Genomic DNA, 12,770 nt, shown 5'->3' on the forward strand with positions numbered 1-12,770 from the left:
AACCGGAGCGTAGTAACCAGTAATAATTAAAAAGGGGCTTCTAATTGGCCCCTTTTTATCTTTACGTTTTTATTTGTGTTTTATCCTGCCTTTCGGGGCAATACATTGCGAGTGCTTAACAACGTTATGTCGAATACTTCCCCTACATTAGCTCAACTAGAGCAAAAAGACGCATTCATTCGCCGCCACGTAGGCCCAGGCGAAGAAGAAATTCAACAAATGCTGTCGGCCATTGACGCAACATCGTTAGACGATTTAATTGCGCAAACCGTACCGGCTGGCATAGCGCTACCAGAGCCGCTAAAAGTAGGCGAAGGGGCAACCGAAGTAGATGCACTAGCCGCATTAAAAACAGTTGCTGGCAAAAACGTAGTGAACCGATCTTTCATTGGTATGGGCTATTACGACACCCACGTGCCTAACGTTATTTTGCGCAATGTATTGGAAAACCCAGGTTGGTACACCGCCTACACCCCGTATCAGCCAGAAATTGCCCAAGGCCGTTTAGAAGCTATTCTTAACTTCCAACAGTTAACCATTGATTTAACCGGTTTAGAGCTAGCGTCTGCTTCATTACTTGATGAAGGCACCGCCGCCGCTGAAGCCATGACATTGGCAAAGCGTGTATCAAAAAACAAAAAAGCCAGCAGTTACTTTATTGCTGACGACGTACACCCACAAACTCACGACGTAGTAGCCACACGCGCTGAAATGTTTGGTTTTGGTATTATTACCGGCCCGGCTAGCGAAGCTGCCGATCACGATGTATTTGGTGCGTTACTGCAATACCCAAGCACTACCGGTGAAGTTAGCGATATTTCAGACATTATTGCCGCGGTACAAGCCAAAAAAGGCATAGTGGCAGTAGCCGCCGACCTAATGAGCTTGGTGTTATTAAAATCGCCCGGTGAACTAGGCGCAGACGTTGCCTTAGGCAGCGCACAACGCTTCGGTGTACCAATGGGGTACGGCGGCCCACATGCTGCCTTCTTCGCAACACGCGACAGCTACAAGCGTTCATTGCCTGGCCGTATTATTGGCGTAAGTAAAGACACCCGCGGCCGCCCAGCACTGCGTATGGCATTGCAAACTCGCGAGCAACATATTCGCCGCGAAAAAGCTAACTCGAACATTTGTACCGCGCAAGTATTGCTAGCCAACATGGCCAGCTTTTACGCTGTATACCACGGCCCTAAAGGCTTAAAAACCATTGCTCAGCGCATACACCGCTTAACCAGTATTTTAGCGACAGGGCTAACGAAAAAAGGCGCAGCCCTTAAGCACAGCACCTACTTCGATACCCTAACAGTATTGGTAGATAACAAAGACGCCGTACTAAACAAAGGCTACGAGCACGGGCTAAACCTACGTGCCGACCTAGAAGGCGCAGTAGGGGTTTCAATTGATGAAACCACTACCCGTGAAGACATTGCTACCTTGTTTAACGTTATTCTAGGCAGCGACCACGGCTTAAGCGTAGAAGCATTAGATGCCGATGTAACCACGCAGCCTGCTAGCGCCATTCCAGAAAACCTACTACGCATCAGCGATATCCTTACTCACGAAGTGTTTAACCAGTACCATTCAGAAACTGAAATGCTGCGTTATATTAAAAGCTTAGAGAGTAAAGATTTAGCTTTGAACCACTCAATGATCTCATTGGGTTCATGCACCATGAAGCTAAACGCTACCGCGGAAATGATACCCGTAACGTGGGCAGAGTTTGGCCAAATTCACCCGTTTGCACCACTAAACCAAGCAGAAGGCTATCAAGAAATGATTGCCGAGCTAGCCGAGTGGTTAATTAACGTAACCGGGTACGACAACCTTTCTATGCAACCTAACTCAGGCGCACAGGGTGAATACGCAGGCTTGTTGGCCATTCAGCGTTACCATGAAAGCCGCGGTGAAGGGCACAGAAACGTATGCTTAATACCAAGTTCAGCACACGGTACTAACCCAGCTTCGGCACAAATGGTTAGCCTAAATGTAGTGGTAGTGAAGTGTGACAACAACGGTAACGTAGATTTAGACGACCTTCGCAAGAAAGCCGAAGAAGTGGGCGATAACTTATCGTGCGCTATGATCACTTACCCATCTACCCACGGCGTGTACGAAGAAACTATTCGTGAAATGTGTGAAATTGTGCACCAGTACGGCGGCCAAGTGTACATGGATGGCGCGAACATGAACGCGCAGGTGGGCATTACGTCACCTGGTTATATAGGCTCAGACGTATCGCACTTAAACCTACACAAAACCTTCTGTATTCCTCACGGTGGCGGCGGCCCAGGTATGGGGCCAATTGGTGTTAAGTCGCACCTTGCGCCTTTCTTACCAAACCACACGGTAGTGAATATTGAAACAACAGGTAAAGACTGTGGTGCGGTTTCAGCAGCCCCGTGGGGCAGTGCGTCTATTCTGCCAATAAGCTACATGTACATTAAAATGATGGGCTCGGCTGGCCTACGTAAAGCAACCGAAGTAGCCATACTTAACGCTAACTACGTAGCCAAGGCATTAGAAGGGCATTACAACGTATTGTACAAAGGCCAAAACGGCCGCGTAGCGCATGAATGTATTATTGACTTGCGCCCATTAAAAGAAGCCAGCGGTGTAACCGAAGTAGACATAGCAAAACGCTTAAACGACTACGGTTTCCACGCGCCAACCATGAGCTTCCCAGTAACGGGTACACTCATGATTGAGCCGACTGAGTCGGAAGCGAAATACGAGCTAGACCGCTTCGTGAACGCCATGATAAGCATTCGCCAAGAAGTGGCGAAAGTAGAAAGTGGCGAGTGGGATGCCACCGACAACCCGTTACACAATGCACCACATACGCTAGCCGATATTTGTGACAGCGACTGGAACCGCAGCTACGACCGCAACCTAGCGGCGTACCCAGTACCAGAAGTACACAGAAACAAATTCTGGCCGTCGGTAAACCGCATTGATGACGTATTTGGGGACCGTAATTTGATTTGTTCTTGCCCTAGTATTGAGAGTTATATTGAGGGGTAGGGGAGTAGGTTGTTTTTGAGCTAGCAGCGTTGCTGCTAGTGCTGAGTTATTTGAAAGGCGAGCCATTTGGCTCGCTTTTTTGTGCCAGTTTATACCTTTGAGTGCTAGTGTTTAATCGATTGCTGTGTACGTAAAACAGCCCCTCGGTGTCATCCTGTTCGATAGGCTGCAATGAGCGATTAGCGGTCTGTGACACCCAATTTTACAAAGTAGTTAAGTAAGTCATTTAACGATATATCCTCTTCAAGGGAGTCCGTCTGAATACCTAGCAATTTCTGAAAAGAGTGCTAATATATACAGCATATCTGTCGAAGCAATGGGGTCCTTTTATGGGTGCTATCATCAATTGGATTGTAGGTTTCGATGCTGACAATGATGTCGTCCAGAGCCTAAAATCCTCAGCCAACAAGTCTCGCAAGGTTGTGGGACGCGGAACGTTAGTGGTCGATACCGATGAAGTTCGACGCTCAACTAAATTTAAGGATGATGCAAGGAAGGCAGCCGATATTGTAAGGCTGAGCAAATCCAAAGGATAATAAATGCTCGCATTTTTGTTATTACCCGTACTTACGTGCGGTTTTTTTATTTGTTACTACAGTCTTCCCCATTTTTATAAACTTCACCGATATGAAGGTCAGCAACTCTATTTGAAAAGTGCTTGGCTCGGTGTTCAATGTCTTTTTTACGCACTTTTAATAGTAGCAATACTAAATGCCTTCGTTCCTCCAACGATGTTTTGTGTTCCGATTGACTTATACTTCTTCGTATTAACTCTTGTTAAAGGAATTGTTCCCAAACACTCGAATGCCAGTGAATTGACGTGGTTATTTTTGATAGCAGTTACAATGCACGGCGTAGCATTTATTCGTGTCTGGGTTACTAATTGGGCTATGAATCAATTTCAGCAAAAAGAGGGCGTCGATCCTAAGATAAAGCTAATGTCAGACGTACTCTCTGATAGTCCATTAGATAGCGAACTTTTGTATTCGTACATCAACGACCAGTCGGTCCTCATCTCATTATCAAATCGCAAAGTGTATGTCGGGCAGGTCGTTTCGTTGGGGGAGCCAAATGAGTCAGAAGGAATGGATCAAGAAATATCAATACTCCCCCACATATCAGGTTATAGGGATAAAGATAACCTCACAGTAAACTTCACAACACAATATGAAAGCATCGATACGAAAGTTGAGATAAAAGTCACGCTACGGCAAGAGCTTATTGAGTCAGTGGCGCGCTTTGACTTTGACGTGTATCAGCAGTTTTTAGAGCGAAAAAAGGAATTCACCGAAAAACCGAAGCGAGTTCCTTTTTCGAAAAGATAGTTGATTTAAGCATTTCCGAAATTACATAGTCCCAATTCAAAACCAAGTGCAATGGCGTTTAACAATCCGCTATTGACCAAGACCAGAGGTAAGAAATCCCTCCTCTAACGTCCGCACATTGTCTCAAGATGTCTCTGACTCAGTTGGGCGGCTCCGTTCGTGAAGCAGTTGTTGAAGCATTAAGATTCTAACGACGGCAATTAGCGATAACCAGACGTAGCCGATATTTAGTTTTGATTGAACTATTTACTCTAAAGCGAACATTAACACCCACATAAGGGGCAGTAACACGTGGGCTAAAATCCGAGCGAAGCGACCGCCCACGTGTTACTGTCCAGCGAGCCTGCGAGCGGCTTAATGTGATTGTTATATTTCAGACTAACCTTTTTCCTAAATACGAATGTACCGATAAAGCACCGGCCCTGAAGTCTTTGTAGTACCTTCAGGTATCATGCGGATACGGCCAACTCCGGTAAAGTTACCGTCTTCAATTTTTTACGGAGTTCTGTTTCTGTAATTGGTTTGAAAGTTTTGTTGTCGTTAAGGAGTGTGTAACTGTAGAAGCCTTTTTTGGTTCCTTGTTTACCCTTGAAAGGGTGACACTTCTGCCCTGCGTCATTATAACCAACAATATCGTAGATCAGGCCAAGCATGAATACTCCTTGAAATATAAAAACTTATTATGAAGACTTCATTGAAACAACGGTCTTTTGCCATTTCTCAAACGCCTCATAGTTAATTCTTTTTAATAGCTTACCCTGTTTCTAATGATTATTTCTAGGAAATTTAGTGTTGTTACTATGCATGCATAGTAACGCCGCATACTTATTTATATTTATCAAGCTAATAAGACAGGCATAACACGTGGTACCGAAACTGACAGCAGTACACTTTCTTTAATTTGGTTAGCTATTCACACTGTTAAAGGAGTAAACCAACGTTAGAAAACCCTGATGCCTAAACCCAGAAAGTCGCAAGTTAGTTTATTGGATACTTCATATTATCACTGCGTTTCTCGCTGTGTACGCCGCGCATTCTTATGTGGTGAACAAGACGGCAAAAGCTTTGAGCATCGTCGCCAATGGGGGGAAGACCGTATTCATATGTTAAGTGAAGTATTTGCTATTTCTAAAGATGACTGTCTTGTTTAATACTAAAGTAGCATTTCTCCTTAGTAGGCTAGGGACAGAGGCACATGAAATTAAATTTGTGGGGCTCTCTAAGGAGTAGAGCACTTTTACGATATGGAAGTATAATCTAGCGTTGTACTTTATCAATACATAATCGATTTAATAAAACTACCAAATAGAAAAAAGGTGATAAAACCACTCGATGCTTGGTAAAGCCCGAAAAGAAAAGGAGATTCTTTTTTTTGTATCTTTCTATCTATTGCTGGAAAGTAGCCTTTTAAATAAGAAGTAAGAAAAGGTACGAAAAAAAACATAAATAAAACAAAAAATAATATATTTTCAGCTGGAGCGTAAATTTTTTTCTCTGAAATTGTGAGTGATAATGTCAAAGCCAGGATGAATACAACTAAATTAATAAAAGCCATAAATATTACAATAGATGAATGTGCGGAGAGTTTATGAGTAATTTTTTCAAGTCTAAGTTTTTTTCACTTAAATAAAAGAAAGAGGTGTTCATCTTGAAATAATCAGAGTCAATTCGAAATTTATAAAAAGCACCATTCTTACTAATAAATAAATTTGTGTATTCTCCTAAGGTAATCTTATCGTTTTCTATGTAAAGAAAATAGTTTAAAAAATCTAAGCCAAGAGATTTGGGCGAGTTAAAAAAAGAAAAAAAGTGACTTAGGCACACTACTAGAATTAAGGGGTAAAACGCCAAAAAATAAAATATTTTACCAAAATTTTTGTTTTCATAAACATGACCTAAAGAAATGCTCGCAAAAAACACTAATGTAGAAAAAGACAATATGAAAAAATACTTCCAATTGAGCTTTTTTTCAAAAAAAACCACAATTATCTCACTAAAGCTACTGATTAGCTTCTATATAATTTTCGAAAACAGCTTTTAAGCTTTCATCGTTAGCTACAATATCTGCCTTCAAAACCTTTTCAGCAAATTTTAAGTCTGGACCGTGCCCATAATCAATCATTATTTTAGCTGTTTCAACATAATCACCTTTTTTAGTAACAATTAGACCTCCCCAAGCCATCTCAGATGAACGCAAATCTACAGATCTATCTAAAAAATAATCAACCAAACTCAACATTCCTGTTGAGATAGCTCGTTCTAGAGGGCCAAAACTTTCTACAGCTCCATTCACTTGAACTGTCCTATGGAGTTGAGAAATGTCTGCTCCATACTTTTCTAGGACACGAAACTTATTTAAGGCCGTTAGCTCATCATCTTTGCTGGGCTCTGAATAAGTATCGATAATCTCATCTTGATACATTTCCGGCGTATCTAAATTTATAATTCCCAAAACTATTAGTTCCTCAAATTGCACTTCATTAGATTGTTTTGTTAAAAGTTTAGATAGTTCAATTTGCGTTTTCCTAGATGCTTGAAAATAGTTAATTGTCCCCGACTTTATCGAGTGAATTACACCCTCAACATCGCCGATATCTAGATACTTTCGCACTTCTAATGAAATTTCTCTATCTGACGAGGGGAAGGGTTTTGCAACTAAATTTGATATTGATTCTTCACTAATATCATCTATCTCTTTTCTCTGGCTTGGATGATTTTCATCATTTAAATTCACGCTTTCGAAATTAGAGTTAGTTTGAACCGTGTTATCATTATGATCTAATTCGTACTCTTTTTGATTAAAAGCAGATATAGAAAAAAGCAGCAATACAGTAAAAAATAAAAGTGCAACAAAGAAAAATTTCATAAACTCTCCGCATTATTAAAAATGCGTCTGAAAATCATCAAACGCATTAAGACACTAAAAACATCACAAAATGTTGAAACTCAAGTCTGGTTTCTAAGGAATACTGCAATTGGGACAGAGAGGCCTATCAAATTCTTCGTAGATATACCGACTTCTTGGATAAACTTCTAGGAGCTCTCTTTCTTTTTCTAACTCCATGTAATCAATCTCATCCATCCACACATCAATCACAAAATCAAGTGTTGTTTCAACTACGTATGAGGTAGCCATACCCAAGAGTTGAGCAACAAAGGGGATTTTGACGTATTTTTCTGCAGCAAAGCCCGCAAGAAATGCCGTCATCTCAGAAACTGCCTTATATAATTCCCCTCCGGCAACATGTTGAGAGACTCCCAACCCCAATTGAGCATAAGATATGTATCTTTGCCCAGCACTTAATGCCGTATCAATTTTGTTTACAAATGATTGAAGCTTTTGCACATCAGTTGAAGATAAACCATATAACGAACTATTGTTTATAACTTTATTTATTTCCGCTTTTATAATTAAAGCGCCTGCAACAAAGTCTTCAACTGTTTCTACATCAATTTCATCTTCTGCCAAATCTTCAGCTTCTTCATCTGACTCATGCCTTATAGACTCAGCTACGTCATAAATCGCATAATTAGTCGTCGTACCATTATTTACACTGCTAGTTTGGCTAATATCAGTCCAAAATGACTGGTAGCTTTGACCTGTGACATTAACAGGGTGAGATCGTGAATATTTATTGACCAGTTGGCGGAAACTAAACGATCAGTTTGACGATCCGGTTTAGTCGTGATCTTATACTCTCTTTTTGGGGAGTAAAACCATGTATATCGAAGCCTTCACCACCCACTTTGGGGAATTATCTGACACGCGTCAATCAGCAAAAGTGACCTATCCACTTGAGGATATTTTGTTTATCACCTTGTGTGGTGTCGTCGCTGGAGCCGAAGGGTGGAGCGATATCCGGGACTATGCCGACGGTCATATTGGCTGGTTCCAACAACATGGTTACTTGCGCGATGGCGTCCCCGTTGATGACACTATTGCCCGTACCATTTCGCGTATCGACCCAGAGCAGTTTAGAGTTTGCTTTATCAACTGGATGCAGGCTGTACATGAAAGCACCGAAGGACAATTGATTGCGATTGACGGTAAAACGCTGCGAAGCTCCTACCAGCGCGGTGACCGCCAATCAACGATACACATGGTCAACGCGTTTGCCTGCACCAATAAAGTCGTTTTAGGTCAGGTTAAAACCTCAGAGAAGTCGAACGAAATTACAGCGATCCCTGAGCTTATTCAGTTACTTGATGTTCAGGACACCTTGGTATCAATTGATGCTATGGGCTGCCAGACCAGCATCGCAGAGCAAATAGTCGAGCAAGGTGGTGATTACCTGTTCACACTCAAAAGCAATCAGGGCAAGCTCTGTAAAGCAGTCGAGGATGCGTTTACTGAGACACGGGAAGCACCACTTGGTGGCTTAACCTTCGAGCAAAAGCGGGGTCGCATAGAAGCCCGGACATACCATGTGTTAAGTGCTGATGACGTGAGCAAAGCGTTCCCGCAATGGCCTGAGTTAAAGACGCTTGGCATGAGCATGAGCTTCCGCCAACAACAAGGCAAAGCACCTGAACTGACATATCGCTACCATATCAGCTCCGCACCATTAAGTGAGAAGCAACTAGCCGAAGCAGTACGTTCTCACTGGGCTGTAGAGAACAGCTTGCATTGGGTACTGGATGTCAGCATGGGTGAAGACGACTGCCAGATACACCAGAATCACGGTGCCGAAAACTGGTCGATGCTACGCCATTTAGCGCTAAACATGTTGCGGGCAGAGTCATCAAAAGGCAGCATACCCGCCAAGCAAAAACGGGCTTGGATGAAAGCCAGCTATCTGGAAGCTGTGCTAACTGCGGGTTTTAGTGGCATGATTAATTAGTGAGCACTCATGCGGTTGCCCTGGTGACATTAACTATTTCAATACTACCATAATTACATGATGAGTAGCAGCCATCTGCTTGTGCTGAGTTTAGAGAGATAAAACTTAGGAGGTAGAAAGAGTTATTTTCATCTGACGATGAAAAATTCTTTATTGAAATATTAGTAAGAATAATTACTAATAACAGTTTTTTTATAAACATTTTTTTTCCTTGTCTTTTTTTGATTGATGCCTAAATCCTTAAACTTCCGATATACGGCAGGCGAAGAAAAACAGCTAGAAATGTGCCAAATTAGATTTTCAGATTAAGTGTTTGTATTTTATTTAAATTTGGCTTTCTCGATTTGGATTTTTTTTATTTAACTCGCTTTAAGCGCACGAATTTTGTGCATATTGACTTGAATGGTGCGATTCGAGGTGGTGATCCTATTACTCACCACCTTCTAGAATTAGTTAGCATAGCAGGCATTAAATAATGGGGCAGAATCTGAGGGAGACCTACGAATAGTAGCTTGAAATTAACGAAATGAAAAAGACGGGAACACTAATGTCGTTTGGTGCTCAAATCAATCACAAACATCACTGAGACCAAGCAACCATGAATGCCCTATCTATAGCGAACAAAGTCGTATCGATTATGAGTTTTAAAACGCATAAAACCCGGTAAAAAGCGGTTATTCCTTGTGTTAAGATTTTACTCAATGGAAGCGCTGCGACTGTCACAAGCATCAGCCGAGGTATTAACACTAGAGTATTTGAGAAGCATCGAATTAAACGTGCTGACCGTTTGCTTTCAAACCCCAATCTGCTTAGTAGCTAACTAAGACAGGCATAACACGTGGTATCAAAACTGTACCGCAGTACACTTTCTTTAATTAGTTTATTGGATACATCATATTATCACTGCGTTTCTCGCTGTGTACGCCGCGCATTCTTATGTGGTGAACAAGGCGGCAAAAGCTTTGAGCATCGTCGCCAATGGGTGGAAGACCGCATTCATACCCTAAGTGAAGTGTTTGCTATTTATGCCCATAATCAACATCAACAACGGATTCAGGGGAGACAGGTTGCTAGGCGGTTACTGGGATAGCGTTACGCCTGAATAGATAGATTTAATGCCACTTCACTCGAGTGAAATAATAAATACTGTTAAGTAAAAATTAGACTTACGCACACATCTACTTTTAAAGACAATCTCCAAAACAGGTAAATTTATCTGCATCAATAACCTAGTGCAGAATCGTTACGCATGTCATTTTTGCATTTCTACTATTTTTACTATTTCTAAAGATGACTGTCTTGTTTAATACCCCTGATCTCATTCTCTTGCCTCATTATTAAAACAAAACTTTTCCAGTGGGCTTAAAAATCGGTATGTTATTGCGGGTATTCGTTATAGCTAAGGAAGCTAAATGCAAGAAGCCACCAAATCTGAACCATCGTTGACAGAAGGCGCGATTGTCGGCCATATGGTGCGGCTTGCTATTCCAGCATCAACAGGCATGATCTTCAATACACTGTATAACCTGACCGACATTTGGTTTGCGGGCTATTTGTCAGATAATGCACTTGCCGGTTTATCTATCGCGTCTAGCGTTTTCTTTCTACTGCTGTCTATTGGTATTGGCATTGGCATTCAAACTGGGGCTTCTGCAATGATTGCGCCGGGGGCGGGTAGGGGAGAAACCCACGAAGTGAAAGGTTGGCTAGATAACGTAAGCGGCCTTGCCATTGCCTTTAGTGCGGTGTCGTGTGTAATAGGATTTTTTGCGGCGCGTCCGTTGGTGGTTTTACTTGGCGCTGAACCTCATATCGAGCCGCTTGCCATGGAATATTTATGGGTAACATTGGCAGGTTCGGTAGGCTTCACCTTATCTTTCGGGGCGGCGGGCGCGTTAATGGCACTAGGCGATACCAAATCTAACCGAAATGCGCTCATGATTGGCTTTTTTGCTAATTTTGGGCTGAACCCTTTCTTTACTTTCGTACTCGATTTAGGGGTAAGTGGTATAGCGCTAGCTACCGTGGTGATTAAGTTTGCCACCGCGTTTTACCTGTTCCGCGTACTGATGAAGCGTTTAAACATATCGGTAATGCCCACTTTTGATAAAGAGCGTTGGCAAAAGCTACTTAAACAAATTGTGCCCGCTAGCTTCAATATGCTCACCATTATTTTAGGTGGTTTTATTACTGTGGCACTTATCGGTCAATTTGGTAGTGAGCATGTGGCAGGGTATACCGTTGGGCTGCGTCTAGAGCAGGTGTTGTTGCTTCCAGCGTTAGGATTAAATAGCGCGGTAATGGCCATAGCGGGTCAGAATATGGGCGTAAAAAAATACGACCGGGTAGCTGAAACGTACCGCAAAGGGTTACTAATTGGTTTCTTTATGGCGGTAGTGTCTATTCCCGTTATGTATTTTTTATCGCCGCTGGCAATGAGCCTTTTTACTAACGACAGTGCTATTAAAAATACGGGAATAACGTACCTTAGAATTGATACATTAGCTTTTTATGCGTACGTGGTTTTGTTTCAAAGTGTGGCTATATTGCAGGCAATGCAAAAGCCTATGTTTCCCATGTATTTAGGTATTGCCCGTCAACTTGTTGTGCCCGCCTCAATAAACTATGTACTGATTGTGGTGTGGGGCTACCCTATGGTGTCTATGTTCTACACCATTGTTACTGTCGTTATTTTAAGTGCCATCATTGCTTTCTTTTATACCAGAAGAGAGATAAACAGGCTTAAATCATGAATTGGCTTGTGTTCAATCTTGCAGATTTATTTAACAGGTGTGCTATGGGAACAGGTCGCAAAAATTAACCAACGTTTCGATACCTCTTATAAGTACTTATACTTTTAAGAGGTATCAATTTGGCAGTGTTATTTCGACTGGCGTTTGTCCAGTACATATTGAACGGCCATTCTGGCAACGCCTGCTCCAATGCCTGACACTACAGCCCAGGTTACGGCCTCTTTAAGGTCTGTATTTTCACTTTCTTTGTCTTTCGGTGCGGGGTCGTTAGTCACTTTTTCCCACGACTTTTGAAGCGTTTTTCTCGCTAGAATTCCTGCAGATGCAGCGGCAAGCCCGATACCTACGTTCGTAATGCGTTGTTTGTTGCTCATAATGATCTCCATTGATGAAGCGTAAATTAAAAAAAAACAGCCATTAATCAAATGACTAATAGCTGTTTAATTCAGACTTGCTTGAAGTCTTAAACCAACAATTAAATCGGTTATCTTTTGCCTCTGACCATATTCATAACAATTGAAATGATCAGTAGGATGACAAAAATACCAAATATAATTTTGGCAATACCAGCCGCTGAACCAGCAATTCCGCCAAATCCTAAAACTGCTGCAATTAATGCGACTACTAGAAATATTAAAGCCCAACGTAACATAATGTATCCCTTCAGTTTGTGAGTTATTAATGGAGTTGCAAACCACAGGCCTACTTTGCCAGACTGTTTTAAGTTGATGTTCAAAATAGCGTCAGAATGCGGCTTGTAGCCTGATTTTATCGAGAAAAAGAAGTGCGTTTTTTGCGCCGTAATATATGTAACGACTAGAGAGGAT

At 41.9% G+C, this 12,770-nt stretch carries 10 protein-coding genes and 2 pseudogenes; 7 read left to right on the plus strand and 5 right to left on the minus strand.

Annotated features, from left to right (window positions below; all coding sequences use genetic code 11):
- Positions 1–126: 126 nt before the first annotated feature.
- The 3 genes from gcvP to AMBT_RS02460 all read left to right on the plus strand — a co-directional run bounded on the left by gcvP (position 127) and on the right by AMBT_RS02460 (position 4,349).
- A complete protein-coding gene (gene gcvP / locus AMBT_RS02450; protein WP_013782990.1) occupies positions 127–3,024 on the plus strand; it encodes an aminomethyl-transferring glycine dehydrogenase in 2,898 nt (965 codons plus the stop codon).
- A gap of 329 nt (positions 3,025–3,353) precedes the next feature.
- On the plus strand, positions 3,354–3,560 hold the full coding sequence (locus AMBT_RS02455) for a hypothetical protein (RefSeq protein ID WP_013782991.1): 207 nt from the start codon (positions 3,354–3,356) through the stop codon (positions 3,558–3,560).
- A 3-nt stretch (positions 3,561–3,563) separates the two neighbouring features.
- Positions 3,564–4,349: a hypothetical protein gene (locus tag AMBT_RS02460; RefSeq protein ID WP_013782992.1), complete on the plus strand. Its 786-nt coding sequence runs from the start codon at positions 3,564–3,566 to the stop codon at positions 4,347–4,349.
- A gap of 449 nt (positions 4,350–4,798) precedes the next feature.
- Here the strand turns inward: AMBT_RS02460 and AMBT_RS02465 are convergent, their stop codons facing one another.
- Positions 4,799–5,002, minus strand: a complete 204-nt coding sequence (locus tag AMBT_RS02465) for a hypothetical protein (protein ID WP_013782993.1) — start codon at positions 5,000–5,002, stop codon at positions 4,799–4,801.
- Positions 5,003–5,302: 300 nt separating this feature from the next.
- Here AMBT_RS02465 and AMBT_RS02470 point away from each other — a divergent pair.
- Positions 5,303–5,476 (plus strand): annotated as a pseudogene (locus AMBT_RS02470) (Type I secretion system protein TolC); the annotation flags it as partial.
- A gap of 872 nt (positions 5,477–6,348) precedes the next feature.
- Here AMBT_RS02470 and AMBT_RS02485 read toward each other — a convergent pair.
- Positions 6,349–7,215, minus strand: a complete 867-nt coding sequence (locus tag AMBT_RS02485; RefSeq protein WP_013782997.1) for a hypothetical protein — start codon at positions 7,213–7,215, stop codon at positions 6,349–6,351.
- 93 nt (positions 7,216–7,308) lie between these two features.
- A complete protein-coding gene (locus AMBT_RS02490) occupies positions 7,309–7,818 on the minus strand; it encodes a hypothetical protein (RefSeq protein ID WP_013782998.1) in 510 nt (169 codons plus the stop codon).
- 250 nt (positions 7,819–8,068) lie between these two features.
- Here AMBT_RS02490 and AMBT_RS02495 point away from each other — a divergent pair, with 250 nt between their 5' ends.
- The 3 genes and pseudogenes from AMBT_RS02495 (at position 8,069) to AMBT_RS02505 (ending at position 11,943) form a co-directional block, all read left to right on the plus strand.
- Positions 8,069–9,190: an ISAs1 family transposase gene (locus AMBT_RS02495; protein WP_013782999.1), complete on the plus strand. Its 1,122-nt coding sequence runs from the start codon at positions 8,069–8,071 to the stop codon at positions 9,188–9,190.
- An 850-nt stretch (positions 9,191–10,040) separates the two neighbouring features.
- Positions 10,041–10,214: pseudogene (locus AMBT_RS22090) on the plus strand (transposase); the annotation flags it as partial.
- 388 nt (positions 10,215–10,602) lie between these two features.
- Positions 10,603–11,943 (plus strand): MATE family efflux transporter, encoded by a 1,341-nt coding sequence (locus AMBT_RS02505; protein WP_013783002.1) that lies wholly within the window; start codon positions 10,603–10,605, stop codon positions 11,941–11,943.
- A 128-nt stretch (positions 11,944–12,071) separates the two neighbouring features.
- Here AMBT_RS02505 and AMBT_RS02510 read toward each other — a convergent pair whose 3' ends face one another.
- The gene (locus AMBT_RS02510) at positions 12,072–12,317 is read right to left on the minus strand and encodes a DUF4235 domain-containing protein (RefSeq protein ID WP_013783003.1); all 246 of its coding nucleotides are present in this window, start codon (positions 12,315–12,317) and stop codon (positions 12,072–12,074) included.
- A 110-nt stretch (positions 12,318–12,427) separates the two neighbouring features.
- On the minus strand, positions 12,428–12,595 hold the full coding sequence (locus AMBT_RS22095; protein WP_013783004.1) for a DUF1328 domain-containing protein: 168 nt from the start codon (positions 12,593–12,595) through the stop codon (positions 12,428–12,430).
- Between the last annotated feature and the right edge of the window lie 175 nt (positions 12,596–12,770).

Origin of the sequence: Alteromonas naphthalenivorans, from assembly GCF_000213655.1 — a bacterium.
GTDB lineage: Bacteria > Pseudomonadota > Gammaproteobacteria > Enterobacterales > Alteromonadaceae > Alteromonas > Alteromonas naphthalenivorans.

Excerpts from the sequence above, each read along its gene's own strand:
- gcvP (WP_013782990.1), top strand. The coding sequence starts at position 127 with ATGTCGAATACTTCCCCTACATTAGCTCAACTAGAGCAAAAAGACGCA.
- AMBT_RS02455 (WP_013782991.1), top strand. The coding sequence starts at position 3,354 with ATGGGTGCTATCATCAATTGGATTGTAGGTTTCGATGCTGACAATGAT.
- AMBT_RS02460 (WP_013782992.1), top strand. The coding sequence starts at position 3,564 with ATGCTCGCATTTTTGTTATTACCCGTACTTACGTGCGGTTTTTTTATT.
- AMBT_RS02465 (WP_013782993.1), bottom strand. The coding sequence starts at position 5,002 with ATGCTTGGCCTGATCTACGATATTGTTGGTTATAATGACGCAGGGCAG.
- AMBT_RS02485 (WP_013782997.1), bottom strand. The coding sequence starts at position 7,215 with ATGAAATTTTTCTTTGTTGCACTTTTATTTTTTACTGTATTGCTGCTT.
- AMBT_RS02495 (WP_013782999.1), top strand. The coding sequence starts at position 8,069 with ATGTATATCGAAGCCTTCACCACCCACTTTGGGGAATTATCTGACACG.
- AMBT_RS02505 (WP_013783002.1), top strand. The coding sequence starts at position 10,603 with ATGCAAGAAGCCACCAAATCTGAACCATCGTTGACAGAAGGCGCGATT.
- AMBT_RS02510 (WP_013783003.1), bottom strand. The coding sequence starts at position 12,317 with ATGAGCAACAAACAACGCATTACGAACGTAGGTATCGGGCTTGCCGCT.
- AMBT_RS22095 (WP_013783004.1), bottom strand. The coding sequence starts at position 12,595 with ATGTTACGTTGGGCTTTAATATTTCTAGTAGTCGCATTAATTGCAGCA.